This is a genomic window from Arthrobacter sp. YAF34 (genome assembly GCF_052113245.1).
Lineage (GTDB): Bacteria > Actinomycetota > Actinomycetes > Actinomycetales > Micrococcaceae > Arthrobacter.
Map to the genome: position 1 here is coordinate 251,372 of NZ_JBFRCV010000002.1, position 26,961 is coordinate 278,332.

Annotated in this window: 25 protein-coding genes and 3 tRNA genes; 21 read left to right on the forward strand and 7 right to left on the reverse strand. The window is 66.6% G+C overall.

Features of this window, described 5'->3' with window-relative positions; all coding sequences use genetic code 11:
• The first annotated feature begins 22 nt into the window (after nt 1-22).
• From AB4Y72_RS03495 to AB4Y72_RS03505, 3 genes are all read left to right on the forward strand, one after another.
• Complete coding sequence (locus AB4Y72_RS03495) at nt 23-988, forward strand: DMT family transporter (protein WP_441424773.1); 966 nt, start codon at nt 23-25, stop codon at nt 986-988.
• A gap of 122 nt (nt 989-1,110) precedes the next feature.
• Nucleotides 1,111-2,496 carry a glycine--tRNA ligase gene (locus AB4Y72_RS03500; protein WP_441424774.1) on the forward strand — a complete coding sequence of 462 codons (1,386 nt, stop codon included), beginning with the start codon at nt 1,111-1,113 and terminating at the stop codon, nt 2,494-2,496.
• A gap of 2 nt (nt 2,497-2,498) precedes the next feature.
• Nucleotides 2,499-3,503 (forward strand): GNAT family N-acetyltransferase, encoded by a 1,005-nt coding sequence (locus tag AB4Y72_RS03505; protein WP_441424775.1) that lies wholly within the window; start codon nt 2,499-2,501, stop codon nt 3,501-3,503.
• Nucleotides 3,504-3,590: 87 nt separating this feature from the next.
• Here the strand turns inward: AB4Y72_RS03505 and AB4Y72_RS03510 are convergent, their stop codons facing one another.
• From AB4Y72_RS03510 to AB4Y72_RS03520, 3 genes are read right to left on the reverse strand one after another with little or no spacing between them, the layout of a single operon-like run.
• Nucleotides 3,591-4,460, reverse strand: coding sequence for a lysophospholipid acyltransferase family protein (locus AB4Y72_RS03510; protein WP_441424776.1), 870 nt, complete (start codon nt 4,458-4,460; stop codon nt 3,591-3,593).
• 45 nt (nt 4,461-4,505) lie between these two features.
• Nucleotides 4,506-5,330 carry a DUF1295 domain-containing protein gene (locus AB4Y72_RS03515; RefSeq protein ID WP_441424777.1) on the reverse strand — a complete coding sequence of 275 codons (825 nt, stop codon included), beginning with the start codon at nt 5,328-5,330 and terminating at the stop codon, nt 4,506-4,508.
• The gene (locus AB4Y72_RS03520) at nt 5,330-6,082 is read right to left on the reverse strand and encodes an alpha/beta hydrolase (RefSeq protein ID WP_441424778.1); all 753 of its coding nucleotides are present in this window, start codon (nt 6,080-6,082) and stop codon (nt 5,330-5,332) included. Before AB4Y72_RS03520 ends, AB4Y72_RS03515 begins: the two co-directional genes overlap by 1 nt.
• A 332-nt stretch (nt 6,083-6,414) precedes the next feature.
• Between AB4Y72_RS03520 and AB4Y72_RS03525 the strand changes: the two genes are divergently transcribed.
• From AB4Y72_RS03525 to AB4Y72_RS03550, 6 genes are all read left to right on the forward strand, one after another.
• Nucleotides 6,415-7,806, forward strand: a complete 1,392-nt coding sequence (locus AB4Y72_RS03525; protein WP_441424960.1) for an FAD-binding oxidoreductase — start codon at nt 6,415-6,417, stop codon at nt 7,804-7,806.
• A gap of 46 nt (nt 7,807-7,852) precedes the next feature.
• Nucleotides 7,853-9,031: a tRNA dihydrouridine synthase DusB gene (dusB, locus tag AB4Y72_RS03530; RefSeq protein ID WP_441424779.1), complete on the forward strand. Its 1,179-nt coding sequence runs from the start codon at nt 7,853-7,855 to the stop codon at nt 9,029-9,031.
• Nucleotides 9,024-10,313, forward strand: coding sequence for a deoxyguanosinetriphosphate triphosphohydrolase (locus AB4Y72_RS03535; RefSeq protein WP_441424780.1), 1,290 nt, complete (start codon nt 9,024-9,026; stop codon nt 10,311-10,313). The genes dusB and AB4Y72_RS03535 overlap by 8 nt, the downstream gene beginning before the upstream one ends.
• A gap of 52 nt (nt 10,314-10,365) precedes the next feature.
• The gene (gene dnaG / locus AB4Y72_RS03540) at nt 10,366-12,327 is read left to right on the forward strand and encodes a DNA primase (protein WP_441424781.1); all 1,962 of its coding nucleotides are present in this window, start codon (nt 10,366-10,368) and stop codon (nt 12,325-12,327) included.
• Between the two features lie 54 nt (nt 12,328-12,381).
• Nucleotides 12,382-12,454: transfer RNA gene (locus AB4Y72_RS03545), tRNA-Asn, on the forward strand.
• Between the two features lie 136 nt (nt 12,455-12,590).
• A tRNA-Asn gene (locus tag AB4Y72_RS03550) sits at nt 12,591-12,663 on the forward strand.
• A gap of 122 nt (nt 12,664-12,785) precedes the next feature.
• Here the strand turns inward: AB4Y72_RS03550 and AB4Y72_RS03555 are convergent.
• Together AB4Y72_RS03555 and AB4Y72_RS03560 are read right to left on the reverse strand one after the other, a co-directional pair.
• A complete protein-coding gene (locus AB4Y72_RS03555) occupies nt 12,786-13,193 on the reverse strand; it encodes a hypothetical protein (RefSeq protein WP_441424782.1) in 408 nt (135 codons plus the stop codon).
• Between the two features lie 448 nt (nt 13,194-13,641).
• Complete coding sequence (locus AB4Y72_RS03560) at nt 13,642-14,865, reverse strand: multidrug effflux MFS transporter (RefSeq protein ID WP_441424783.1); 1,224 nt, start codon at nt 14,863-14,865, stop codon at nt 13,642-13,644.
• A 184-nt stretch (nt 14,866-15,049) separates the two neighbouring features.
• On the opposite strand from AB4Y72_RS03560, the gene AB4Y72_RS03565 reads away from it, so the two are divergent.
• The 6 genes from AB4Y72_RS03565 (at nt 15,050) to AB4Y72_RS03590 (ending at nt 20,419) form a co-directional block, all read left to right on the forward strand.
• On the forward strand, nt 15,050-15,928 hold the full coding sequence (locus AB4Y72_RS03565; RefSeq protein ID WP_441424784.1) for a phage holin family protein: 879 nt from the start codon (nt 15,050-15,052) through the stop codon (nt 15,926-15,928).
• 55 nt (nt 15,929-15,983) lie between these two features.
• Complete coding sequence (locus AB4Y72_RS03570; RefSeq protein ID WP_441424785.1) at nt 15,984-16,607, forward strand: CDP-alcohol phosphatidyltransferase family protein; 624 nt, start codon at nt 15,984-15,986, stop codon at nt 16,605-16,607.
• The gene (locus AB4Y72_RS03575) at nt 16,607-17,509 is read left to right on the forward strand and encodes a DMT family transporter (RefSeq protein WP_441424786.1); all 903 of its coding nucleotides are present in this window, start codon (nt 16,607-16,609) and stop codon (nt 17,507-17,509) included. Before AB4Y72_RS03570 ends, AB4Y72_RS03575 begins: the two co-directional genes overlap by 1 nt.
• Before the next feature lie 110 nt (nt 17,510-17,619).
• A complete protein-coding gene (locus tag AB4Y72_RS03580; RefSeq protein ID WP_441424961.1) occupies nt 17,620-18,810 on the forward strand; it encodes a glycosyltransferase in 1,191 nt (396 codons plus the stop codon).
• A 151-nt stretch (nt 18,811-18,961) separates the two neighbouring features.
• A tRNA-Ile gene (locus AB4Y72_RS03585) sits at nt 18,962-19,035 on the forward strand.
• A gap of 193 nt (nt 19,036-19,228) precedes the next feature.
• Nucleotides 19,229-20,419 (forward strand): acyl-CoA dehydrogenase family protein, encoded by a 1,191-nt coding sequence (locus tag AB4Y72_RS03590; protein WP_441424787.1) that lies wholly within the window; start codon nt 19,229-19,231, stop codon nt 20,417-20,419.
• An 11-nt stretch (nt 20,420-20,430) separates the two neighbouring features.
• On the opposite strand, the gene AB4Y72_RS03595 is transcribed toward AB4Y72_RS03590, so the two are convergent.
• Nucleotides 20,431-20,955, reverse strand: a complete 525-nt coding sequence (locus tag AB4Y72_RS03595) for a M23 family metallopeptidase (RefSeq protein ID WP_441424788.1) — start codon at nt 20,953-20,955, stop codon at nt 20,431-20,433.
• A gap of 465 nt (nt 20,956-21,420) precedes the next feature.
• Here AB4Y72_RS03595 and rpsB point away from each other — a divergent pair, with 465 nt between their 5' ends.
• From rpsB to AB4Y72_RS03625, 6 genes are all read left to right on the forward strand, one after another.
• Nucleotides 21,421-22,329: a 30S ribosomal protein S2 gene (gene rpsB / locus AB4Y72_RS03600; protein WP_441424789.1), complete on the forward strand. Its 909-nt coding sequence runs from the start codon at nt 21,421-21,423 to the stop codon at nt 22,327-22,329.
• A 133-nt stretch (nt 22,330-22,462) separates the two neighbouring features.
• Nucleotides 22,463-23,299, forward strand: coding sequence for a translation elongation factor Ts (tsf, locus tag AB4Y72_RS03605; protein WP_441424790.1), 837 nt, complete (start codon nt 22,463-22,465; stop codon nt 23,297-23,299).
• 165 nt (nt 23,300-23,464) lie between these two features.
• The gene (pyrH, locus tag AB4Y72_RS03610) at nt 23,465-24,202 is read left to right on the forward strand and encodes a UMP kinase (RefSeq protein WP_090576522.1); all 738 of its coding nucleotides are present in this window, start codon (nt 23,465-23,467) and stop codon (nt 24,200-24,202) included.
• Nucleotides 24,203-24,335: 133 nt separating this feature from the next.
• On the forward strand, nt 24,336-24,893 hold the full coding sequence (gene frr / locus AB4Y72_RS03615) for a ribosome recycling factor (RefSeq protein WP_441424791.1): 558 nt from the start codon (nt 24,336-24,338) through the stop codon (nt 24,891-24,893).
• Nucleotides 24,893-25,813 carry a phosphatidate cytidylyltransferase gene (locus tag AB4Y72_RS03620; RefSeq protein WP_441424792.1) on the forward strand — a complete coding sequence of 307 codons (921 nt, stop codon included), beginning with the start codon at nt 24,893-24,895 and terminating at the stop codon, nt 25,811-25,813. The genes frr and AB4Y72_RS03620 overlap by 1 nt, the downstream gene beginning before the upstream one ends.
• 33 nt (nt 25,814-25,846) lie before the next feature.
• Nucleotides 25,847-26,473 (forward strand): DivIVA domain-containing protein, encoded by a 627-nt coding sequence (locus AB4Y72_RS03625; RefSeq protein ID WP_441424793.1) that lies wholly within the window; start codon nt 25,847-25,849, stop codon nt 26,471-26,473.
• 28 nt (nt 26,474-26,501) lie between these two features.
• Here AB4Y72_RS03625 and AB4Y72_RS03630 read toward each other — a convergent pair whose 3' ends face one another.
• A complete protein-coding gene (locus AB4Y72_RS03630) occupies nt 26,502-26,906 on the reverse strand; it encodes a hypothetical protein (RefSeq protein ID WP_441424962.1) in 405 nt (134 codons plus the stop codon).
• Nucleotides 26,907-26,961: the final 55 nt, after the last annotated feature.

A 26,961-nucleotide genomic window follows, 5' to 3' on the forward strand; every position in this document is an offset into this window, starting at 1 on the left:
TGCCTGACCTAAGGTGGCACCAATGACCCACACACCCCGGCTCCCGCTCATCGCGGGGCTGCCCTTGGCCGTCGCGGCCGGGTTGTTCATCCCGCTCCAAGGCCGGATCAACGGCGCCCTCGGGGTGGCCCTCGGCGACGGAATCGGTGCCGCCGTCGTCAGCTTCAGCACCGGACTGGTGCTGATGGCGGTCATTTCCCTGGCGCTGCCGAAGGGCCGGGCCAGCGTGGCCCGGATCCTGCCGGCCGTTCGCGAACGGCAGTTCCCGCCCTACTACCTCCTGGCCGGCTGTATCGGGGCCCTGTTCGTCTTCGCCCAATCCTTCACCGTCGCTGTGCTCGGCGTTGCCCTCTTCACCGTGGCCGCCGTGACGGGGCAGACCCTCAGCGGGCTGCTGGTGGACCGGATGGGGATCGGGCCCGCGGGCAAGCGGCCCATCACCGGCATCCGGGTGCTCGGCAGTGTGCTGACCGTCGCCGCCGTCGCGTGGGCGGTCTCGCCCAGGTTCAGCGCCGGAGAATCCGGGCTGCAGCTGTTTGTGCCTCTCTTGCTGCCGGTTCTGGCCGGTTTCCTGATGAGCTTCCAGCAGGCCATGAACGGCACAGCCACCGTCCACTACGGGTCCCCGATCGCCGCGACGCTCGTGAACTTCATCGCCGGAGCCGCCCTGCTCTGGGTGGCCTGGCTGATCAAGCTCGCGGTGGCCGGGGCCGGCAACCCCCTCCCGGCGCAGTGGTGGTACTACCTTGGCGGCCCGCTCGGCTGCATCTTCATCGGGGTCGGCGCCCTGCTGGTCCGCAGCCTGGGCGTGCTGGTCACCGGCCTCGGGATGATCGCCGGGCAGCTGCTCGGATCCCTCGGACTGGACCTGCTGTTCCCGGTTCCCGGAACCGTCATCGCCCTCCCCACAGTCCTCGGCACCCTGCTCACACTCGGCGCCATCATCCTGGCCACCCTGCCCTGGCCCCGGGGCGCGCTGAAGCGGTAGCGGGCCGGTAGGCTTGGAGTTTGCATCCCACTGTTCGTTTCACCCCGTCCGGCAACCAGCCGGTGACCCGGGGCTGACACCGCGGACCGCACCCAGCGGCCCTGTAGAAAATTGGAGTTTCCATGGCAGCAAAATCCGTCCTCGACCAGATCATTTCCCTCGCCAAGCGACGGGGATTCGTTTTCCAGGCCGGTGAAATCTACGGTGGCTCCCGCTCTGCCTGGGATTACGGCCCGCTCGGCGCCGAGCTCAAGGAAAACATCAAGCGCCAGTGGTGGCAGTCCGTGGTCCGCGGCCGCGAAGACGTCGTAGGCCTCGATTCCTCCGTCATCCTGCCCCGCCAGGTATGGGAAGCCTCCGGCCACGTCGATGTCTTCTCCGACCCGCTGGTGGAGTGCCTGTCCTGCCACAAGCGCTACCGCGCGGACCACCTCGAAGAAGAGTATGAGGAGAAGAAGGGCCGTCCCGCCGAGAACGGCCTCAAGGACATCGCCTGCGCCAACTGCGGCACCCGCGGCCAGTGGACGGAGCCCCACGAATTCTCCGGCCTGCTCAAGACCTACCTCGGTCCCGTCGCCAGCGAGGAGGGCCTGCACTACCTGCGGCCCGAAACCGCCCAGGGCATCTTCGTGAACTTCAGCAACGTCCTGACCACCTCGCGGAAGAAGCCGCCGTTCGGCATCGGCCAGATCGGCAAGTCGTTCCGCAACGAGATCACGCCGGGCAACTTCATCTTCCGCACCCGCGAGTTCGAGCAGATGGAGATGGAATTCTTCGTCGAACCCGGCACGGACGAGCAGTGGCACGAGTACTGGATGAAGGAACGCATGTCCTGGTACACGGGCCTGGGCATCCGTGAGGAGAACTTGCGCTTCTTCGAGCACCCGCTGGAGAAGCTCAGCCATTACTCCAAGGGCACCACGGACATCGAATACCGCTTCGGCTTCCAGGGCTCGGAGTGGGGCGAGCTCGAGGGCATCGCCAACCGCACCGACTTTGACCTCTCCACCCATGCCAAGGCCTCCGGCGCGGACCTGAGCTACTTCAACCAGGCCACCAACGAGCGCTACACCCCGTACGTGATCGAACCTGCCGCCGGCCTCACCCGCTCCTTCATGGCCTTCATGATCGATGCCTACACCGAGGACGAGGCACCCAACGCCAAGGGCGGCGTGGACATCCGCACCGTGCTCAAGCTCGATCCGCGCCTGGCCCCGGTGAAGGCGGCCGTGCTGCCGCTGAGCCGCAACGAGGACCTGTCCCCGAAGGCCAAGGACCTCGCCGCCCAGCTGCGCAAGAGCTGGAACATCGAGTTCGACGACGCCGGCGCCATCGGCCGCCGCTACCGCCGCCAGGACGAGATCGGCACCCCGTTCTGCATCACCGTGGACTTCGAGACCCTCGAGGACCAGGCCGTCACCATCCGCGAACGCGACACCATGAGCCAGGAACGCGTCTCCCTGGACAAGGTGGAGGGCTACCTGGCCGCACGGCTGATCGGCGCCTGATCATGGCCATTGCATACAGGGAATGGCGGGAGGGCGACGACCTCGCGCTCCTGGAAATCTGGGGTGGGCCGGAGACGGTGCAGGCCGGGCAGTTCCGGGGCACCCTGGCGCCCTCCGGCAACGCCCCGTGGCGCCGCTGCATCGTGGCCGAGGACGTCGTCGACGGCGTCGCGATTCCCGTGGCGGCGGCCGTGGTCCACGAGGCCTCGCTGCATCCGGAGCGGCTTTGGGCGTATATCGAAGTCGCCCGAGACCACCGCCGCTCCGGCATCGGATCCACCCTGCTGACCATGCTCCGGCACGAGGCGGCCCAGTCGCCGTCGGGCGTGTCCAAGCTGCGCTGCAAGGTGGAGCCGGGCACCCCCGGGGCGGCCTTTGCAGAGGCCGCGGGCCTGGTCCCGATCCAGCGGTCCCGCCTCGTGGTCGTTGACCCGGCGCCGCTCAAGCTGCCGGTCTTCGGCGATGGTTCGGAGTCGGCGGCCACCGATCAGGTCGAAGACCTGGCCACCGGCTCGGTGGAGCTCAGCGACGTCGTGGGCCGGTACTACACCGCCGTCCACGATTGGGACAGCCCGGGGGAGTTGAGTGTCGGCACCGTGCAGCGCCTGTTCCTGGATGACCTCAGCGGCGCCCACGGCGCGATCGTGCTGCGGGCGCCCAAGGCCAGTGCCTTCGGTCACGGCATCGCGGCGAGCCGGAAGGGCAGGCTGGAGGGCTTCGCCATCAGCTATGCGCAGGCAATGCCGGGGACCGACGCCGACGGTTCCGGGGCGGCCGGCCCGGCCGAACCCACCGACGTCTTCCTGGGCCACGAGCCCAAGCTCGGCGCCGATGAAGCCCGGGCCGCCGTGCGCGATCTCCTGGCCCTGATCGCCTATCAGCACCCGGTGATGCTGGAACTGGACGACGCGATGACCGCCCTGCGTGCCGTGGTCGAACCGCTGCTTGACAGCGGCAAGGCCCGCGTCCAGGGCTCGGAAACCCTCGTGGTCTCGGACCCGTCCTAGCCCTGAACCCAACTGACTCGCAGCTGGGGCCGTTTTGAAGCGTGATAACGGCCCCAGCTGCGAGTCAGTTTGCGTTGGACGGCAGGATTATCGGCGCCTGGCACCGGCGCGCCGCGGACCGTCGGCCTCGTCCAGGCGGCGCCGTTCCTCCTCCGTCGGGGCGCCGCCGCCAAGCCCGGCCGGCATCCACCAGGCGCCCGGCGCAGGGTGCAGGGGCAAGTCCGCCATCCCGACGTCGATCCCGTGCTGGAGGGTCCGGGCAAGTTGCGCGGTAGCCGGCTGTGCGTCCTGCGCCGGGTCCGGGAGCGAACCCGGAAGGATCGGCTCACCGACGTGGATGCGGACCGGCGCGCGCCAGGCGCGCCGCGGCGAGAATCCATGGTGCCGGGTCATCAGCCGGTGCGCGCCCCAGATGGAGACCGGAATGATGGGCACACCGGCCTCGGCAGCCATCCGCACGGCGCCGGTCTTGCATTCGCGCACCGTGAAGCTGCGGCTCACGCCGGCCTCGGGCAGAATCGCGATGTATTCGCCCGCCAACAGCCGGGTGACCGCGGCGTCGTAGGCGTGGGCCCCCGATCCGTACCCCACCACGACATGGCCGGCTGCGCTGACCGCGGGTCCGGCAAACCAGTGGTCGGCTGCCCCCTGTGTGATGAGGAAGCGCATTTGGGCGCGGTTGTGCCACCACAGCAGCATTTCCGCGAAGGCGAAGTCGAGGTAGCCGAAATGCGTCACCGCCACCACCGCGCCCTGACCGGGCACCACCTGCCGCGACGATCCGCGGCGGGGAGCATTGGGTAAATCATCGCTCGGCCCGGGCTGGGGCAGGTGCTCCCGGCCCGTGACGAGGACGCGGATCTGGAACAGCCAGCGCAGCGCCAGGCCGGTGCGGACAATGAACCGGTAAAAACGGTCGCTGGGCTCCGGTCTCCACTGCGGGGGCCGCCAGCTCATGCCACGCCTGCCATGTCAGTGCCTTCTACGTCAGCGCCCGCCACGTCAGTGCCCGTCTTTTAGCCCGCTTGCGGGCCGGCGGGGCGGCAGGGGAAGGAAGCCGGACGTGGCTTCGATGTATTCCTTGTAGCCGGGCCGGGCGGCCATGGCCCTTTCCGTCAGCGGCTTGCCAGTCTTGCCGGCGAGAGTCCAGATCATGAGGGCGGGGGACAGGATGGTCAGCACGCCGGGCCAGGAATCGGCGGCCACCAGGAAGATCCCGGCCCAGACGGCGGCGTCGCCGAAGTAGTTCGGGTGCCGGGTGTAGCGCCACAGGCCGGTGTTCAGGACTGTTCCACGCCGTGCGGGATCAGCCTTGAACCGCGTCAGCTGCCAGTCTCCAACCGTCTCGAACACGAAGCCCAGGATCCAGAGCAGGACGCCCAGGACTGCCAGCCAGCCCAGGCTGCCCGTGGCGAACATGCCGACCTGGATGGTGAGCGAGACGAAGAACATCACGATGCCCTGGGGCAGGTAGACCCGGCGCAGGGCGTAAACGTGGCGTGATCCGGGCGCGGCGGAGAGCATGTCCACGTAGCGCGGATCCTCGTGGCCGCCGCGTGCACGGACCCCAATGTGGACCGCGAGGCGGAGGCCCCACACGGCGACCAGGGCAAGGAGCAGCAGCCGACGGCCGGCGTCGCCGTATCCTGCCGACAGCACCCAGGAAATGGCGGCCACCACAACGAAGCCGAGGCCCCAGACGGTGTCAATGACGGAGTGCCGATTCTGCCGCACGGCAACCGCAAAGGTCACTGCCAGCAGGACCACGAGGCCCGCGATGACCCACGGCAGGCTGGCGAGGAAGGCATCGAGCGGGAACGGCGGCATCACAGCACCACCGGCAAACGTGTTCCGGCCGCGGGCAGCACACTGCGGATCGCGTCGGTGGCGCCGGAGACATCGGCCCCCGTGGCTTGTCCGAAGGCGTCCAGGATGAAGCCGTCGGCCAGCGAGTTCCACAGGCCCAGGCGGCGGATCATGAAATGGCCCGCACCTTTGAGGGAGACATAGTCCACGGAACCGGCGACGCCGTCGGCGCGCCGGGCATACTCGAGGGATCTGACCGGGCTGGTCCAGCGGTCTTCGGTGCCGTGGACGATCAGCACCCGGCGGCCGGCCACGGGTTCCACCGGGGTTTCGTGATTGAGCCACGGGGCGAGCGCGACGACGGCGGCGACTTGCGGATCGTCGGCCACGCGCAGGGCGGTGAGGCCGCCCATGGAGTGGCCCAGGAGGTAGACCGGCACGCCGGGATGCTCTTGGCTGATCCGGGAGAGGGCCCAGCGGGCATCGTGCACGGGGGACATGTCCACCCCGTTCCATCCCCGGTACCGGTTGCGCAGCGTCCAGACGGCCAGCCCGTGCGGGGCGCCCTGCCGGTTCAGGGCCCGTGCGAAGGGCAGCATGCGGGCCGGACTCAGGTGCCGGCCACGGACCGGTTCGAAGCTGTCCGCGCGACCGCCGTGCAGGACCAGGGCCACCCCGCGGGTCTCCCCGGCCGCCTCGGCAATGGTCAGCACGGCCTTGGCAGCAGGCCCGGAACGGCCCGCCTCCGGTTCGCGATCGTCTAGTTTACGCATGACCACGCGTGTGTCCTTCCCGTACTTCGTCCGTCAATAACCAACCCTAGGCTGCGGCCCCCGCCCGTCAAGGCAGGGGGTGCCTAGTGTGAATTCGGAGCCGGCGCCCCCGGCGATGGGTGCGGCCCGCAGGCGTGCATTTGAGGGTGTATTTGGACGGTGCATTTGGACGGTGGATTTGGACGGCGCATAGGAGGGTGCATTTGACGGTGCGCTTGACGGAAGAATGCGGGAAGAGTAGGCCTGTGCAGGTAAACCTCCGGGCGTCACGCCGGCTGGGAGCGCAGAAAACCGTCCGGGTCGAATCTCACGACGAAATCGACGGTATGGAAATGAACGGAACATCTTTGGATCGCCTGCGTGAGCAAATCCGCGGGCAACTCATCACGCCCGGCGACCCCGACTACGACGCGGCACGGGCCGTCTTCAACGGCATGATCGATAAGAGGCCGGCCGCGGTGGCCCAGGTTTCCCAGGTGGCCGATGTCATCTCCTGCGTCAACTTCGCCCGGGACAACTCCCTGGACTTGGCGGTCCGCGGTGGAGGACACAGTGCCCCGGGCTTTGGCACGCGGGATGACGCCCTGGTCGTCGATTTCTCCAACATGACCGGCGTCCGGGTTGATCCGGCAACCGCCACGGCGCGCGCGGAGCCGGGTGCGACGTGGGCCGACTTCAACCACGCGACCCATGCCTTCGGGCTGGCAACTCCCGGCGGCATTGTCGGCTCGACCGGCATCGCCGGGCTGACCCTCGGCGGCGGCATTGGCTACCTGAGCCGCAAGTATGGCCTCACCTGCGACAACCTCCTCTCTGCCGACGTCGTCACGGCCGAGGGAAAGTTCCTTACAGCCAGCAAAAGCGAGAACGAGGACCTGTTCTGGGCGTTGCGCGGCGGCGGCGGGAACTTCGGCGTCGTGACGTCGTTCGAGTACCGGATGCACCCCGTGGACATGGTCCACGCCGGGATCATCATTTACCCCGTCGAGCATGCTGAGACGGTGGCGAGGTTTTACCGGGACTACATGGCCACCGCCCCTGAAGAGTTTGGCGCGTTCCTGGGCTTCCACCAGAGTCCTCCTGTTCCGTTCCTGCCCGAGGAATGGCATGGCAAACCGGTGTGCGTCATCGCCGGCATGTGGACCGGCGATCCGGCGGAAGGTCCGGCACGCTGGCAGCCGTTCCTGGACGCCGCGCAGGCTGCGGGATCCATGGTGGGACCAATGCCGTACCCCGCCTTGAACTCGGCCTTCGACCCGCTGCAGCCCCCCGGCATGCAGGCCTACTGGAAAGCGGATTTTCTGGCGGAGCTCAACGACGGTGCCATCGCTGCGCACATCGAACACGGCAGCAAGGTCCCCAGCGTGCAGACCGCGGTACACCTCTACCCCATTGACGGGGCAGTTCATCGCGTGGGCGCAAGCGAAACGGCGTTCTCCAACAGGAGCGTGAAGTTTTCGCCCGTGATCGCGGCGCAGTGGCTGGACCCCGCGGACAACGAGGCAAATATCGCGTGGGTGCGGGACTACGCGGCCGCCCTGCGGCCCTATTCGGCGCCCGGTGGCTACATCAACTTCATGGACGGCGACGATCTGCCCCGGGTTGCGGAGAACTACGGACCGAATTACAGCCGCCTGCGGGAGATCAAAGCCAAGTACGACCCGCAGAACCTCTTCCACATTAACCAGAACATCGCGCCCGCGGAGACCCAAGTTTCCACATAGCCGAGACGGATCGGCCCGATTTGCCCGTCTTTGAGACAATGGTCGGGTGACTGTCGTAGCAACGCCTCCCGCCCCGAAGCTGGAACTCCCGCCCCTGAAGCTGGGCCCGATCACCGTGGACACCCCGGTGATTCTGGCTCCGATGGCGGGCATCACCAACTCTGCCTTCCGCAGGCTGTGCCGTGAGTACGGCGGCGGCCTGTATGTGGCGGAGATGGTCACCTCGCGTGCCCTCGTGGAACGCACGCCGGAGTCGCTGCGCATCATTTCGCACGACGACGACGAGAAAGTCCGCTCCGTCCAGCTCTACGGGGTCGACCCCGTGACCGTCGGCCAGGCAGTGCGGATGCTGGTCGAGGAAGACCGCGCGGACCACATCGACCTCAACTTCGGGTGCCCTGTCCCGAAAGTCACCCGGCGCGGCGGCGGCTCGGCCCTGCCCTGGAAGATCGACCTCTTCACTTCGATCGTCCAGACGGCGGTCAAGGAAGCCTCCAGGGGCAATATTCCGCTGACCATCAAGATGCGCAAGGGCATTGACGAGGACCACCTGACCTACCTCGACGCCGGCCGGATCGCCCGCGATTCCGGCGTCGCCGCCGTCGCCCTGCACGGCCGCACGGCGGCCCAGTTCTACTCCGGCCAGGCTGACTGGTCCGCCATCGCCCGGCTGCGCGAGGCACTCCCGGACATCCCCGTCCTGGGCAACGGGGATATCTGGTCCGCCGAGGACGCAGTCCGGATGGTCCGCGAAACCGGTGTGGACGGCGTGGTCGTCGGGCGCGGCTGCCAGGGCCGGCCGTGGCTGTTCGGCGATCTTATGGCCGCGTTTGAAGGCAGCGACCAGCGGTTCCGGCCGGATCTGGGGCAGGTGGCCGAGAGCGTGTACCGGCACGCCGAGCTCATGGTCGAGACGTTCGGGGATGAGTGCAAGGCGCTGCGCGAAATCCGCAAGCACGTGGCCTGGTACTTCAAGGGCTACGTGGTTGGCAGCGAACTGCGGACCAAGCTGGCGCTCGTCACCAGCCTCGAAGTGCTGCGCGGGACCCTGGATCAGCTGGACCTCGAGTCACCGTACCCGGGTGTCGACGCCGAGGGGCCGCGCGGCCGCGCCGGCTCGCCCAAGAAGCCCGCACTGCCCAAGGACTGGCTGCTGAACCGGACGCTGGATGACGAGCAGACCCGCGACATCTCCTTCGCCGAACTGGACGTGTCCGGTGGCTGAGACCCGGACCACCGCGCCCGTCCTGGACGGCTACACCTCCCGCGACTCCGCCCGGTGGGTCGAGGAACCGCCCAAGAGCACCTACCGTTCGGACTTCGAGCGTGACCGTGCGCGGGTCCTGCACTCCTCGGCGCTGCGCCGGCTGGGTGCGAAGACCCAGGTGGTGGCCCCGGACACCGACGACTTCGTCCGGACCCGGCTCACGCACAGCCTCGAGGTGGCCCAAGTGGGCCGCGAACTCGGCCGCGCCCTCGGCTGCGATCCCGACGTCGTGGACACCGCGTGCCTCAGCCATGACCTCGGCCACCCGCCCTTCGGTCACAACGGCGAGGCCGCGCTCAACGAAACGGCCCACGCGATCGGCGGTTTCGAAGGGAACGCCCAGACGCTGCGGCTGCTGACCCGGTTGGAGCCGAAGGTCCTTGCCCCGGACGGCCGGCCCGCCGGCCTGAACCTGACCAGGGCGAGCCTGGATGCCGCCGCCAAATACCCGTGGTCCGCCGTGAACGCTCCCGTCATCCACGGCGAGCGGACCAGCAAGTTCGGCGCCTACGAGGACGATCTCCCCATCTTCGATTGGATCCGCGACGCCGCCCCGGAACGCCGCTCCTGCCTCGAAGCGCAGGTCATGGACCTGGCGGACGACATTTCCTACTCCGTGCACGACGTCGAGGACGCGATCGTCGCGGGCCATTTCCAGCTGCGCTGGATGGACAACCCCGACCACCGCGCGCGCGTCGTCGGCTATGCCAAGCAGTGGTATTTGCCGCACAACGACCCCGCCGCGATCGACGCTGCCCTGGCCCGGCTGGAGGCCACCAATGTCTGGGTGCGCGAAGCCGACGGCAGCCGCAAAGCCATGGCGGCGCTCAAGGACATGACCAGCCAGCTCATCGGCCGGTTCTGCCAGAGTGCGCTGGAAGCAACGCGCGCCGTCTACGGCCCGGAGAACCTCACCCGCTACAACGCGGAGCTGATCGTCCCGGAGGAGACCGTCATGGAAATCGCTGTGATGAAGGGCCTGGCCACCACCTTCGTGATGACCACCGAGCACAGGCAACCCATCTACGAGCGCCAGCGGGAGGTTCTGCACGCCCTCGTTACCGCGCTGAGTGCCACGGCGGACCGGCACCTGGAGCCGATGTTCGCCGCAGACTGGCTCGATGCGGGGGACGACGCAGCGCGGCTGCGCGTCGTGATCGATCAGGTCGCGTCACTGACGGACGGCTCGGCGCTGGCCCTGTACGAGCGTCTCGTGGGCAGTCTGCCGTCGCTGTGGTGACGGCCCCCACGGCCGGACCGCCGGCGTCGTACCCGGGGACTAGGATGACACTGTGGCCGGCCTGATCAAACGCGAAGACATCGATGAAGTGCGCGAGCGCACCGACATCAAGGAAGTCGTCGACGGGTACGTGACGCTCAAGGGCGCCGGGCTGGGGTCCTACAAGGGCCTGTGCCCTTTCCATGACGAGCGCTCGCCCTCCTTCACGGTCCGCCCCCAGGTTGGCCGCTACCACTGCTTCGGCTGCGGCGAGGACGGCGACGTCATCTCCTTCGTCCAAAAGCTGGACCACATCTCCTTCCACGAGGCCGTGGAAAAGCTGGCCCACCGGATCGGCTTCGAGCTCCATTACGAGGACGGCGGCTCCGGACCCAACCGGGAGGACATCGGCCGGCGCCAGCGGCTGCTGGACGCGCACAAGGTCGCCGACGAGTTTTTCCGTGCCCAGCTGCTGACCCCGGGCGCCGCGGAGGGCCGCAACTTCCTCTACGGGCGCGGCTTCGACCGTGCGGCGTCGGAACAGTTCGGCGTGGGCTACGCCCCGCAGGGCTGGGACTCGCTGCTCAAGCACCTCCGCGGACGCGGCTACACCGATGCCGAACTCAAGCTGACCGGGATGTTTTCCGAAGGCAACCGGGGAATCTACGACCGCTTCCGCGGCCGGCTGATCTGGCCCATCCGGGACATCGCGGGCGAGACCATCGGCTTCGGCGCCCGCAAGCTGTATGAAGATGACCAAGGCCCGAAGTACCTGAACACCCCCGAAACCGCGCTCTACAAAAAGTCCCAGGTCCTCTATGGGATCGACCTCGCCAAGCGCAACATTGCCAAGGACCGCCAGCTCGTGGTGGTGGAGGGTTACACCGACGTCATGGCCTGTCACCTGGCCGGGATTCCGACTGCGGTAGCCACCTGCGGAACCGCTTTCGGCACCGAGCACATCAAGATCGCCCGCCGGCTGCTCTCCGACGACGGCAGCGGGGGAGAGGTCATCTTCACCTTCGACGGCGACGCTGCGGGCCAGAAGGCGGCGCTGCGCGCCTTCGAAGAGGACCAGCGGTTCGTCGCGCAAACCTTTGTGGCCGTCGAGCCCAGTGGCGCCGACCCCTGCGAGCTCCGCCAGGCCAAGGGCGACTCCGCTGTCCGGGACCTGATCGGGACCCGCCGGCCGTTGTTCGAGTTCGCGATCCGGGCCACGCTCAAACGCCACAACCTGGACACCGTCGAGGGCCGGATCGCGGCGCTGCGTGAATCCGCGCCCGTGGTGGCACAGATCCGCGACGCCGGCATCCGGCCGGCCTACGCCCGCGAGCTGGCCGGATGGCTGGGGATGCCGGTCGAGGAAGTCAGCCGGGCGGTCGGCGCGGCCACCAAGCGCGCCGCACAGTCTGCCTCGGCGGCGCCGGGCGACGGTCGGAGCCAAGGCCAGAGCCAGGGGCAGGGCGGCGGCCAGGGCTATGCCGGGTCCCGCCGCGGCTTTGCCGGCACTGCCCCCGGCGTTGCCCCCTTGCCACCGTCGGCCGTGCTCCCGTCCTTCAACCGCCCTGATCCCCGGGACCCCGTGGCAGCAATGGAGCGCCAGGCGCTTGAGGTAGCCCTGCAGGAACCGGCCATGCTCGAGGGCGAGACGTGGCAGCGCTTCTCCGAAGCACGGTTCTCCACGCCGGCCTATCTCGCCATCCACGAGGCCATCCGGGCCACCGGACTCGGGTTTGCCGGGGATCCCGTGCGCTGGGTGGAGCAGTTGCTGCAGGAGGTCCCCGAGCCGTTGCGCCCGCTGGTGTCCGAGCTCTCCGTGGTGCCGCTGCCGGCCAACACGGCCGAAGGCGTCCTGCGCTACTGCAAGGACATCCTCGCCCGCTTGTTCGAGCTCCAGATCACCCGGGTGAAAGCCGACAAGATGGGCCAGCTGCAGCGTCTGGACGCCTCGGCCGATCCCGAGGAATTCCAGCGGCTGAATCGCGAACTCATGCAACTGGAGATGGAGCGGCGGTCCCTTCGCTCGGACGCCTGAGCCCGCCGATTTCGTTTCCCGGGCCGGTGTTTGCTACGCTTATACCCGCTTCATTCCTCCTTAGCTCAATTGGCAGAGCATTCGACTGTTAATCGAAGGGTTGCTGGTTCAAGTCCAGCAGGAGGAGCGCGCAGTCCCCGTTCCGGGTTTCCGGAACGGGGACTTTTTTATACCCGGAGGGGGTATTTTTAGGCCGGCCGGCGCTGGTCCCTGGGCCGATTTCCCTACCGGCAAAACCTTTGCTAATGTCGTACCTGCTTCATTCCTCCTTAGCTCAATTGGCAGAGCATTCGACTGTTAATCGAAGGGTTGCTGGTTCAAGTCCAGCAGGAGGAGCGGACAGGTCCCGCGGCCGGTGAAAACCAGCCGCGGGACCTTTTTTGTGCATCCGGTCAGGTGCCGGGGTCATTCGGTTTGAGCGGTCCTTGCCGTTCCCGAAGCCGCTCGGGTGGCGGGGCTCAGACGAAGTACATTTCCACCTGCAGGAAGCGTTGGGCCTCGGCGACCGCGGCCTCGAACGCCTCTTGCTCCGTGGGGGACTTCCGCGGCTCGCGCGGGTGCCATTCGTGCGGCGCCGAATGCACCTGCGTGAATCCGGCGCCCGGGGGCGCGTAGAAGATTCCGAACCGCTGGACAGGCCACTCCGGGGAGGTCTCCGGCGCCACCAGGAGGGCTGAGTCAAAGGCCGGGTTGTACCACTGGGCAATCGGACGGCGTCGGTCTTCGGTAAACAGCCCGGCGGCATACATGGCCGCCGACTGCTCGCTGGTCTGACTGCACAGGCGATCCCACCACAGGGGCAGGATTCCGGCGTCGCACCGCTGCCACGTGGCCGGGAGGGGCTGAGGTTCCTGCCTATGGGGCATGAATCAACTTTATCGCCCGGCACCGACGTCGAACAGGGTCCGCCCATGCCGGCGCCCGAGGGTCAGCGGATGCGTTGGCCGGTGCAGCCGGGGGACATGCTCAGTGCTGGCCGGTGCAGCCGGGGGACATGCTCAGTGCTGGCCGGTGCAGCCGGGGGACATGCTCAGTGCTGGCCGGTGCAGCCGGGGGACATGCTCAGTGCTGGCCGGTGCAGCCGGGGGACATGCTCAGTGCTGGACTTGGCGTATGGACATGATGCCACTATGCCCAGTCCCGGGCGCGAAAAATGAGCATGTCCCTCCGTGCCGGGCGTCAAGAATGAGCATGTCCCGCGGGGTGCCCTGCAAGAATGAGCATGTCCCTCCGTGCCGGGCGTCAAGAATGAGCATGTCCCGCGGGGTGCCCCGGAAGAATGAGCATGTCCCTCCGCGAGGCAGGGGCGGTGCCCTACTGGATCGGGGGCACTGTGCTGGGCCGCACGACCAGCCAGAGCGCGGCCGCTGCCAGGAAGATGCAGGCGGCCTGGACGGCGCCCATGGGGGTTGCGGAGCCGACGCCGAGCCAGCCGACCACGGGGGAGACCAGGCCGGCCATCATGAAGGTCGCGGCGCCAAGGAGGGATGCCGCTGTGCCGGCCTGGGCGCCGTGTTTGGCCAGGGCCAGCACCTGCACGGTGGGGAACGTGAAGCCGGCGCCGAGGATGTAGAACCACAGCGGCACCAGGACACCCCACAGCCCGAAGCCCAGCTGGTCGAAGACGACTATCAGGACTGCCATGAGGAACATCCACGCCGTGGAACAGGCCAGAATCCATTGCGGCGGGACGCGCCTGATGAGCCTTGCGCTGGTCTGGACGCCGGCCACGATGCCCAGCGAATTGACTCCGAAGAGGAGTCCGTACTGCTGGGGCGTGAACCCGTAGACATTCTGGAACAGGAACGGGGAGGCCGACAGGTAGGTGAAGAGGCCCGCGAAGTTCATCCCGCCGACCAGAAGCAGGCCCACGAAGATCCGGTCGGAGAACAGCACCCTGTAGCGCTGGCGCATGGTCATCCCGGTCTTACCGCGCAGCTCCGGGGGCAGCGTCTCCCGGATCACGAACACGGCGGCGATGATGACGCAGCTCCCGTAGGCGGCCAGGAACAAGAAGATGCCGGGCCAGGGCATCACCAACAGCAGTTGGGAACCGATGACGGGGGCGAGGATGGGTGCCAGGCCGTTGACCAGCGCCATCCGCGAAAACATCCGGACCATCGCATAGCCGCTGAACAGGTCGCGGACCATGGCCATAGCCACCACACCGCCGCCGGCGGCCCCGATGCCCATCAGCACACGGAAGAAACCCAGCGTGGCGATGTCCGTCGACTGGGCAGCGCCCAGAGAAGCCGTGATATGGACCGCCGTCGCGAGGATCAGGGGCAGCCGCCGGCCGAACTTATCGCTGAGCGGCCCCACCACCAGCTGTCCCAGGGCAAAGCCCACGGTGGTCCCGGTCAGCGTCAGCTGCACAGCGGCCGCGGATACGCCCAGGTTCTCTTCCAGCGCCGGGAACGCGGGCAGGTAGAGGTCCACAGTGAACGGCCCCAGGGCAGTCAGCGCGCCGAGCGTCAGGATATAGAGGAATTTGCGACGGCGGCTCAGGGAATCACCGGGATTGGGGGGTGTGCTCACAGAGGTCCATCCTAGGGCCCGCCGGGGAGTCCGGCGGGCGGTGGCGGGGGCGCGCCACGGCCCGTGCGAAAAGGCCTCTCAGGAGCCGAAATGATAGTTTTGACACCGGGGTCTGTGCGAAGCTGTCCAGACCCGACAAGCCCGCGGGAGCGGAACGACAGATGGCACCAGTTAGGCGGGACCGATGAGCGGACGTCACAGCGGCGGGACAGGCGGCGGGCTGCGCATTTCCGCGCTGCCGAAAACCCTGAAGATAATCTTCAAGTTGGCGCCCCGGCAGCTCAATGACGAGATTGCTCTGGCCAAGGCCGAAATCAAGCGCAAGGGGGTTCAGCTCGGCGTCGCCGGCGCGTTTTTCGCCGTCGCACTGGTGTTCGTTGGCTTGCTGGTGATCGGACTCGTCGTTGCCGCGATCATGGGGCTGGCCACGATCATGCCCGCGTGGCTCGCCGCCTTGCTGGTCTGCGCCGTCTGCCTGGTCATCGCAGCGATCGGGGCGCTGATCGGACTGAACAAGTTCAAAGCAGCCATGCCCCTGGTCCCCGAGGACACGCTGCGGGGACTCAAGTACGATCTTGGTATCGCCAAGGAAGGCTCCGCGTTCGATCCCGCCGTCCTGGACCCGGACTCCGAACAGTACAAGGCCGCGAAAGCCGCCAAGGAAGCCGCGGCCGCCAAGGCGAAGGCGGAGAAGGAAGCCAAGGTTGCCGCGCAACCCGACCTTGGGCCCGCCCCCACAGAGGCCGAACTCCGACGCCGGCTGGACGAGCGCCGCACGCACCTCACCGGCGTGCGCGACGACCTCGGCCGGGAACTCGACGTCAAGACCCAGGTCCAGGCCCTGCTGGCCGGTGCCCAGGCGCTACTGCAGAACGGCAAGGAACAGCTCGGCGGCAAGATCGCGGGCTTCCGAGCCTCGGCCCGCGCCTCGGCGGGGCCGCACCCCGCATCAGATGACGCGGGCCTGGCCGGCCAGATCAAGCAGCGCTGGAAGCCTCTGGCGGCGCTCGCAGCGTCGGCGGCCGCCCTCGCAGTCCTGGTCCGCAAGCTAATCAAAGGCTAGGCAGCCCCCTGAAGCTGAACGCCAAACCATTGTCGTCCACGGAAAGGGGGGATCTATGAAGTTCATCGGCGCCGGTGCCCGCCCCGGGCATCCCCTCGTCCACCGCGACGCGGTCTTCACGGTTCCCAATGTCCTGACCGTTGTGCGCTTCCTCGGCGTTCCGCTGTTCATCTGGCTCGTCCTTGCCGAGCACCAATACGGCTACGCCGCCCTCGTGCTCGCCGTCATGGCCAGCACCGACTGGGTTGACGGCTACATTGCCCGCCGCTTCAACCAGATGTCCAACCTCGGCCGGGTCATGGATCCCATTGCCGACAGGCTCTCGCTGATCGCGGTTGCCGTGACCCTCGTGATCGCCGGCGTCGTCCAGTGGTGGTATCTCGCGGCGCTGCTGGTCCCGGATGCGGTGCTGCTGGCCTTGTCCCTGTTCTACTTCCACGGCCACCCGGACCTCCCGGTGAGCCGCATCGGAAAGATCCGGACCGGCCTGCTGCTGGTCGGCACGCCGCTCCTGGTCCTGTCCAAGCTGCCGGTACCTGCCGCAGACGTCTACGCCACGGCCGCGTGGATCTTCCTGGGCCTGGGCCTGGTGGGGCACTGGATCGCGGCCTACAACTACGTTTGGGCCATCATCGGCAAGGGCAGAGACCAGCGGGCCCACGACGGCGGCTCCCGCTGATGGTCTGGTTTGCGGTTTTGCTTGCGGTACTTGGCGCCTTCTGCCTCGCCTTCGGCGCCCAGCGACAGGGCAGTGCGGTCAAGGCCGACACCGGCGGCCTGGCCCTGAGCACCCACGGACTGCTGCGGCTGGTGCGCAATCCGCGCTGGGTCTTCGGGTTCATGCTGCTTTGCGTCGGGATGGCGATGAACGCCGTCGCCCTCGTCATGGCCCCCTTGACGGTGGTGCAGCCCATCGGCGCGATTGCCCTGGTCATCACCACCGTGGTCAACACCAAGGACCAGGGCCTGAGCATGAACCGTGCAACCGTCGTGGCGATCTCGGCCTGCGTGACCGGCTCAGCGATGTTCGTAGTGCTGGCCGTCAACGTGACCCAGGAGAACCACAACGTCAGCAGCGAGGACGAACTGACCATCGTCTTGCTGCTGGCCCTGGCGGTGGGGCTCTTCGGAACGCTCGCCCTGATGTTCAGGCACCGCATGAGCGCCTTCGTCTACATTCTGGGCGCCGGAGTTCTGTTCGGCTTCGTCGCGGTCCTGACCCGCATCATTGGCAGGCATCTGCTCGACCCGAACGGGCTGTTCCTGCTGAATGTGCCCTGGTACAGCGTCGTGGCGATTATCGCTGCCGGCGCTCTGGGATCGTGGTTTGTGCAGAACGCCTATTCCGGCGGACCGCCGGACCTCGTGATCGCCGGATTGACGGTGATCGACCCGATCGTCGGCATCGCGATCGGCATCGTGATCCTGGGGGAACTGCGTCCGGATGTCCAACCTGTTATGGCCATTGCCATGGGGACGGCCGCATCCCTTGCTATCGTGGGAGTGATAGCCCTTTCCAGGCACCACCCGGAAGTCACCAAGCGCAAGAAGGACGCGCGGAAGGCCGCGGGCAGGTCCTAGGGCGTCAGTCCAGACTTCGGCTACAGGCCCGGCGCGCCTGCGCCGACCGCCAGCCGGCCATCTTTGAACCAGCTGCCCGCCAGTGACCACCAGGAGCTCTCCACGTGACCATGTCCGACAACCAGAAACCGCTGACCATCCTGATTGCCGCTGACACGTACCCGCCCCACGTGAACGGGGCCGCCCAGTTCGGCTACCGTCTCGCCAAGGGGATGACAGCCCGCGGACACGACGTGCACGTCCTCGCGTGCCGTCCGGGCAAGGGGCCGAGTTTCAGTGAGTTCAGCGACGAGGCCACCGTGCACCGCCTGCGCTCCCATTCGGTGCCCACACACGAGTATTTCCGGATCACCTTCCCCTGGGAGATCAAGAAGGAGATCGGGCTGTTGTTCGATCGCATCCAGCCCGACGTGGTGCACATCCAGAGCCACTACATGATCGGTGAGCACGTCCTGTACGAGGCCGTGAAGCGTGGCATCCGGGTGGTGGCGACGAACCACTTCATGCCCGAAAACCTCAACCCCTTCCTGCCGTTCCCGGAATGGTTCAAGGACATCGTGGGCCGCATCTCCTGGAAGGACATGGGCAAGGTGATGGGCCAGGCCGACGTCGTGACCACGCCGACGCCGTTGGCCGCCAAGGCCATGCACCAGCACGCCTTCCTCCGCAAGGTCCTGCCGCTCTCCAATGGCATCGACGCAGCCGCCTATGAGCTGGGTCCGGACGAAACAGTTGAACGCCATGCCAGTCCCACGGCCCTATTCGTCGGCCGGCTGGCCGAGGAGAAGCACGTGGACGTGCTGATCGACGCGCTCGCCAAAACGCCCAAGGACCTGGACATCCACCTGGAAATCGTCGGCGGCGGAGAAGTCCGGCCGGCCCTCGAAGCCCAGGTCGCCCGGCTGGGGCTGACCGACAGGGTCAGGTTCCTCGGCCTGGCCAGCGACGCCGACCTGCGGACGGCTTACATCACGGCCGATGTCTTCTGCATGCCGGGAACGGCGGAACTCCAGTCGCTCGTGACCCTGGAAGCGATGTCGGCGTCGACGCCGGTCCTGCTGGCCAACGCCATGGCCCTGCCGCACCTGGTGCGCGAAGGGGAGAACGGCTACCTCTTCACCCCCAATGACAGCGATGACCTCGCCGCTAAGCTGACCCGCGTGTTTTCCCTGCCCGCCGACGAGCGCGAGGCGATGGGGAAGACCAGCCGTGAAATGGTGCAGAGCCACGGCATCGAACGCACGCTGCAGACGTTCGAGGACATCTACCGGGGCGCAAGCTACGACGACCTCGTCCTCTAGGACGCCTGCCTGCTAGTTGTGAGTCCGGCCCGCACGCCTGCGGTCGGCAAGCGCCCGGCCGGCGTGCACGCGTGATGCGTCTAGTATTGCTAGAGTGTTTTTGCCCGGAACCAGTCCGGCCCCGCGGGGCAGGGCTGGTTCCAGGGCGCAGGGGGCTATAGCTCAGCTGGTTAGAGCGCGGGACTCATAATCCTAAGGTCCTCGGTTCAAGTCCGAGTAGCCCTACACTTCTGCGGAAAACCTCTTGCACGGGTCCGCACCCACGGGAGCCGTGGCCGACGTCGGCCACGGCTCCCTTTTCGTCCCCTCCGGCGCTTGCAGGCACCCCCGATCTGCGATATGTTACTGATCAGTAACATATCGCAGAGGCGAAGCCCGCGTCCTTTTGATCGCCGCTGATCACGAGCGAAGGAACATCATGTCCAAAGCTGCAATCGACATCCACAACCTGCCCTACGCCGATGGCGACTTCTTCGCGTTCGAGCAGCTTCTGAGCGCCAAGGAGCAGGACAGGCTGTCCGAGGTCCGCGAGTTCCTCGCCCGCGAGGTGAAGCCAATCGCCGTCGATTGCTGGAACCGGGCCGAGTTCCCCATGGAGCTGATCCCGAAGCTTGCCGAAATCGACCTCGTCAGTCCGGTTAAGCGGCAGGGCTACTCCAACCTCTTCGCAGGGATCCTGCACGCCGAAGCCACTCGCGCAGATACGTCGATCGCGACGTTCATGGGGGTCCATGACGGGCTCTTCACCGGCTCCATCGAAGCCCTTGCCTCGCAGGAGCAGCAGGATGCCTGGCTCCCGGACATCTACTCGCTCAAGAAAATCGGCGCCTTTGGCCTGACGGAGCCCCTCGGCGGCTCCGACGTCGCGGGTGGTACACGCACCACGGCGCGGCGGGAGGGCGGCAACTGGATCCTCAACGGGGCCAAGCGCTGGATTGGCAACGCCACCTTCTCGGACTGGGTAGTCATCTACGCCCGGGACGTCGACGACAACCAGGTCAAAGGCTTCCTCGTCGATACCACGACGGAGGGCTACAGCGCCACGAAGATCGAGAACAAGATCTCCCTGCGCACAGTTCAGAACGCTGACATCACACTCGACAATGTGGTGGTGCCGGACTTCTTCAAGCTCGCCAACGCCAACAGCTTCCGCGACACGAACAAGGTCCTCAAAGTCACCCGCCTCTCTGTCGCGTGGCAGGCAGTCGGCCAGCAACTGGCGGCCTTCGACGTAGCCCGGCGTTACGCCGTGGAGCGCAGCCAGTTCGGCCGGCCGATTGCCTCCTTCCAGTTGGTCCAGCACCAGCTCGTGCAGATCCTGGGCAACGCGGTCAGTTCCATGGGCATGATGGTGAGGCTTTCCCAGCTGGAGGATGCCGGCCAGGCCAAGGATGAGCAGTCGGCCTTGGCCAAGGCGTTTACTACCGCACGCATGCGCGAAAGTGTGGCCTTGGGCCGCAGCATCCTTGGCGGCAACGGCATCGTCACCGACTTCGAGATGGCCAAGGTGTTTGCCGACGCCGAAGCCATCTATTCCTACGAGGGCACCCACGAAATCAACACCCTCGTGACGGGCCGTGCGATCACCGGGATTTCGGCGATCGTCTAAGCGGCGCCCGCTCACCCGGTGTCCGCCAGGGGTGGGAGCAGGACGGAAGGCCTCAAATCCGTCACGAATGCCAGCGGGTTCACGTAGTCGTCGCCCTGGCGGACGCCCCAGTGGAGGCACGGCGGCGCCGGGCCGCAGTGCCCGGTCCGCACGTACCCCAGGACGTCGCCCTCCGCCACTGAGGACCCCGCCGTCAGTGCACTGGCTACCGGCTCGAAACTGCTGCGCAGGCCGTTGCGATGATCGATCGTGATGACCGGACGGTCCACCACGATCCCGACGAAGCTCACCGTCCCGGCGGCCGGCGAGATGACCCGGGCGCCGTCGTGCACCGCCGCAAGATCGACACCGCGGTGTCCGCTGAGCCACGGCCTGGCCGGGGGATCGAAGGCGCGCAGAACTGCCGGCCGTGGACGGAGCGGCCAGCTCCAGTCAGGCGCCGGGGGCAGTGCAACCAGGGGCGGTGCAGCCAGGGGCGGTGCAACCAGGAATGGTGCAGCTAAGAGCAGGGCAGCCAGACAGGCGGGGATCTTCATGCCCCCAGCCTGCCGCTCCAGCACACTGGTCGGAACCGCCCGCTGCGGCTATATGGATAAGCGTCCATCACGGTCCCGCCGCCCCCAAAACGGTCCTTCGCAGCTGGGCCGCTGTAGTACACTTGGTGGAGCAGTTTGCTGTGCCCTCACGCTTGTTCAACTCGCTGATCGCTGATGCGATATTCGGGATCGTCCAGGCCGGCACGCCTCATTCAGGGGTGCGGGGGAGCAGCAGCTGACTACGCGTATCCAGCCCTCCTCATAAGAAGCCTGAAACTTCCGGTGCGGAGGACTGCGCCTCCTGCGGTCCGTCCCTCATGGCACGTCCATGCGGCACGGATAGGAAGCACAGTGGATGCCAGGAGCAGTGCCCGTCCCGGGTGCCTGCTAAACAACCGTCAACTATTGGCAGGGTAAGAGAGCCGTGGGCTCTCTCATGAATGACCTGCCGGAAGGAGCGTCGGCATGCCCGTCGTAACTATGCGCCAGCTGCTTGACAGCGGCGTCCACTTTGGACACCAGACCCGCCGTTGGAACCCGAAGATGAAGCGCTTCATCTTCACGGAGCGCAACGGTATCTACATCATTGACCTGCAGCAGTCGCTGTCCTACATCGACCGTGCTTACGAGTTCGTGAAGGCTACCGTTGCACACGGCGGCACCGTTCTCTTCGTCGGCACCAAGAAGCAGGCGCAGGAATCCATCGCCGAGCAGGCCACCCGCGTTGGCCAGCCGTACGTCAACCAGCGTTGGCTCGGCGGTATGCTCACCAACTTCCAGACCGTCTCCAAGCGCATCCAGCGCATGAAGGAACTGGAAGAGATCGACTTCGACGACGTCGCCGGTTCCGCATACACGAAGAAGGAACTGCTGCTCCTTCGCCGCGAACTCACCAAGCTGGAAACCAACCTTGGCGGTATCCGCAACCTGACCAAGGCGCCGTCCGCCCTGTGGATCGTTGACACCAAGAAGGAACACCTTGCTGTCGACGAGGCCAAGAAGCTGAACATCCCGGTTGTGGCCATCCTGGACACCAACTGCGATCCCGACGAAGTCGACTTCCCGATCCCGGGCAACGACGACGCCATCCGCTCCGTCAACCTGCTGACCCGCGTTGTCGCTGACGCCGTTGCTGAGGGCCTCATCGCCCGCAACCAGCGCGCCACCGGCACCACGGAAGCTCCGGAAGAGCCGCTGGCCGAGTGGGAGCGCGAGCTCCTCGAAGGCAACAAGGCTGAAGCTGCTGCAGCCCCCGCTGCTGAAGCACCGGCTGCTGAGGCACCGGCTGCTGAAGAAGCACCGGCCGCTGACGCTGCCCCGGCCGCAGAAGCTCCGGCGGCTGACGAAGCCCCGGCCGCCGACGAAGCCAAGTAGTCAGACAAGTAAATCTGGATCTCCCCACGTGCTCTCCGGCGCATAGGGGGTACCGACAGGATGGCCGCTCACCAGGTGAGCAGCCGTCCTGTCGGTCCGTACACCACATAAATTTCTAGACAGAGGGGTTCACATGGCGAACTACACTGCCGCTGATATCAAGGCTCTGCGCGAGCGCACCGGCGCCGGCATGATGGATGTCAAGAAGGCTCTTGACGAAGCCAACGGTGACGCCGAGAAGGCCATCGAAATCATCCGCATCAAGGGTCTCAAGGGCGCCACCAAGCGCGAAGGCCGCTCCACCGCTGAAGGCCTGGTTGCTGCCAAGGTCTCCAACGGCGTCGGCGTGATGATCGAGGTCAACTGCGAGACCGACTTCGTCGCCAAGGCTGACAAGTTCATCCAGCTGGCCGACAAGGTCCTGGCCGTGGCCGTCGAGTCCGGCGCCGCCGACCTCGAGACCCTGCTCGCCACCGACGTCGACGGCAAGCCGCTGTCCGACGTCGTCATCGAAGAGGGCGCCGTTCTGGGCGAAAAGGTTGTTGTCCGCCGTATCTCCCGCATCGAGGGTGCAACGGTTGACGCTTACCTGCACAAGACCTCCAAGGATCTCCCGGCCCAGGTCGGCGTCCTGTTCGCAGTTGACGGCGAAGGCGAAGCAGCTGCCACCGCAGCCCACGATGTCGCCGTTCACATCGCCGCGATGTCCCCGAACTACCTCTCCCGCGAGGATGTGCCGGCCGAGCTCGTCGAGTCCGAGCGCCGCATCGCCGAGGAGACTGCCAAGGCTGAAGGCAAGCCCGAAGCAGCAATGACCAAGATTGTGGAAGGCCGTGTCACGGGCTTCTACAAGGGTGAGGTGCTCCTCGACCAGGCATTCGCCAAGGATGCCAAGAAGTCTGTTGCGCAGATCCTCGAAGAGGCCGGCGTCAAGGGCACCGCGTTCACGCGCTTCCGCGTCGGTTCCTAGCCAGACACCAGTCAGACAATAGTCAGACACGCTAAGGGGGTGGTCACCACGGTGGCCACCCCTTTTGCATGCACGCACGAGGCACCAGTTCCGGCCACGGCCGGAATGCCGCCTTGGGCGCCCAGCACGATAACCTAACTCAGAGTTCACCAACGGGAAGGCACCATGGAAACCGTCACCACTTCAGCCCAGCCAAAGAAGAACAGGCGCCGCGTCCTCTTGAAGCTCTCCGGCGAGGTCTTCGGCGGCGGGAAACTGGGCGTCGACCCGGATACCGTCCGTGGCGTGGCCAAGCAGATCGCGGCGGCAGTGCCCGACGTCGAGGTCGCAATCGTCGTCGGCGGCGGAAACTTCTTCCGCGGAGCCGAACTGTCCCAGAGCGGCATGGACCGTTCCCGCGCCGACTACATGGGCATGCTCGGAACCGTCATGAACTGCCTCGCCCTCCAGGACTTCCTGGAGCAAGCAGGCGTCGAGACCCGTGTGCAGAGCGCCATCACCATGGGCCAGGTCGCCGAAGCGTACATTCCCCGCCGCGCCATCCGGCACATGGAAAAGGGCCGCGTTGTCATTTTCGGCGCCGGCGCCGGACTGCCCTACTTCTCCACGGACACTGTGGCGGCCCAGCGCGCCATGGAGGTCCACGCGGACGTCGTCCTGATGGCCAAGAGCGGGGTCGACGGTGTGTACACCGCCGATCCGAAGAAGGACCCGACGGCGGAGAAGCTGCACCGCCTCAGCTACGACGACGCCCTCCGCCGCGACATCCGTGTCATGGACCAGACCGCGATGACCATGTGCAAGGACAACAACCTCACCATGGTGGTCTTTGGCATGGAAGGTGAGGGCAACGTCACCCGCGCCATCCTCGGCGAGGACCTGGGCACCGTCGTCACCCCCTAGCAGCGGCTAGGATGTTTTCAGGACCATTCCGCCGTTAGGCGGGAAACACAGGCGCCAGGCGGAACACACAGGCGCACAAGAAAAACGTGCCGCGCCCCGGCCACCGGGACGCACCAATTTCTGAGGAGAGACCGTGATCGAAGAAACCTTGCTCGAAGCCGGGGACAAGATGGACAAGGCAGTTGAGGTAGCCAAGGAAGACTTCGCCTCGATCCGGACCGGACGCGCGACGCCGGGCCTGTACAACAAGGTCGTCGTCGAGTACTACGGCACCCCGACGCCGCTGCAGCAGCTGGCTTCCTTCGCGGTTCCGGATGCGCGTACCATCCTCATCACCCCGTACGACAAGACGGCCCTGCGCGATATCGAACGCGCCCTGAGCGACTCCGAGGTGGGCGCCAACCCCTCCAACGACGGCAACGTCATCCGGATCACCATTCCGGAGCTGACGTCCGAACGGCGCAAGGAATACGTCAAGATCGTCAAGTCCAAGGGCGAAGACGCGAAGGTGTCGATCCGCAACATCCGCCGCAAGGCCAAGGAAACGCTGGACAAGCTCGTCAAGGACGGCGAAGCCGGCGAAGATGAAGGCTCACGCGGCGAAAAGGAACTGGACGCGATCACCAAGGCGCACGTTGACGGGATTGACGAGCTGCTCAAGCGCAAGGAAGCTGAGCTGCTCGAGGTCTGATGGATCAGGCACAGGAGTCCTCCGGCCAGCGCGTCCGGAGACGGGGGAAACAGCGCGACAACCCGACCCCTAAAGCGGGCCGGAACCTGCCCGCCGCCATCCTTGTGGGTGTGGGCATGCTCGTCTGTGTCCTGGGCGGCCTGCTGTTCCTTCCGCTGGGCTTCGTCCTGGTGACCACCACCTTCGCAATCTTCGGCGTCTGGGAAATCTTCCGCGCCCTCGAGGCCGCGGGTACCCGCCTGCCCATCATCCCGGTGATGGTCGGCACCGTGGCCATGCCGGCCGCCGCCTACTTTGGCGGCCTTGAGAGCCTGCTTTTTGCCATGCTCGTCAGCAGCGTGGCAGTGCTGTTGTGGCGGACCCTTGAAGGCGCTGCCGGTTCGGCGCGCAGCATCTTCGCCGGGGTCTTCGCGCTGTCCTGGGTGCCGTTCCTGATCAGCTTCGCCACGCTGCTGCTGCACACGGCCGACGGCGAGACGCCCATCGGCCTCTGGCCCGGGGGGGTTATCCCGCCGGGCGCCTGGCAGATCGCGACGCTCCTGCTCCTGGTGGTAGCCAATGACACCTTCGGCTACCTCGTGGGCGCTTCCCTGGGAAAGCATCCGATGGCCCCCAAGATCAGTCCCAAGAAGACCTGGGAAGGGTTCGCCGGATCCATCGCCGGGGCCGTGATCATCGGCGTGCTCGCCACGGTCTTCGTGCTGGGCAAGCCGTGGTGGGTCGGCGTCGTCCTCGCGGTGGGTATGGTCGCTGCGGCCACGGCCGGCGACCTTGCCGAATCCATGGTCAAACGCGAACTCGGCATCAAGGACATGAGCAGCATCCTGCCCGGCCACGGAGGCGTCATGGACCGCCTGGATTCGATCGTTTTCGCCTCGCCGGCGGCATTCATTCTCTTCTCGGCCGTCGCCGGCTCGTAAGGCGCATCACTCCCAGCACTCCCGGCCCCTAGAATGGTGCCGAGCAAACCAGCCGAACGGCATCAAAGGAACAAAGTAACAGTGGACATTCAACGGCAGATTCCTGCGTCTTTTGACCGCGTGCAGCGGAACCAATATGGCTACAACGCCAAGCAGGTCGACGATTTCCTGCAGCGCGCGCGGGTGTCATTCGAGGCTTCGAGCCCGGCCGCACGCGCCATCAAGAGCGCCGACGTCCGCGCGGTCTCCTTCGATCCTGTCAAGGGCGGCTACGCCGCGGCCGGCGTGGATGCCGCGCTGGACCGGCTGGAAGACGCCCTGGCCCGGCTCGAGCGCGACGACCTGGTGGCCGAACGCGGCGAGGAGGCCTGGCTGCGCGAAATCGGCCGGCTCGCCGGCGTCCTGCGCGGGCGCCTGCACCGCCCCGACGGCCAGCGCTTCCGGCGCCCGTCCAAGCCCAAGGCCCGCAGCTACAACACCGTCGACGTGGACGACCTGTGCCGCGAGCTGATCGGCTACCTCGAGGAGGACCAGCCGCTGAGCGTGGACAACGTCCGGCGTGCCGTGTTCCGCCCCGCCATGGGCCGGGACGGCTATGAGGAGAGCCAGGTCGACGCATTCCTCGAGCGGGCCGTGGAGCTCATGGCGGCCATCGATTAGTCCCGTGGCCGGGCCGAGATGCCCGGCGTCAGGTCTGCGGGCGCAGCCGGATGTTCACCATCTTCAGCTCGTTGACGCCCTCGAAACGGTAGACCAGTTCCACTGTCTTGGTGGCGCAATCGATGGAACCCGCGACGTCGGCTGAGTTGGCCCCGTTCTTGGAGCTGACGGTGACGCTGGAATAGTTCGGCTTGCAGCTCTCGTCCAGGCCCAGACCGTGCACCCCGAGGGTGAACTCCTCCTGCGAAAGCTTCTCCTTGAGGGCCGGGTCCAGATAGTTTTCATAGGCGTTGGTGACATCGCCCGCGATGATCAAGTTCGTGAAATCGTCCGCGATGGCCCGGGCCCGGTTGTTGGCTCCGCCCACCACGTTGATCAGGATGATGCCACCGACCGTCACGAGCAGCAGGACACTGCCGAGAACCCCGAGCACGATCCACAAGGCCTTGCGGCTCTTTTTCGAAGGCGGGTGGCCCGCGCCCCCGTAT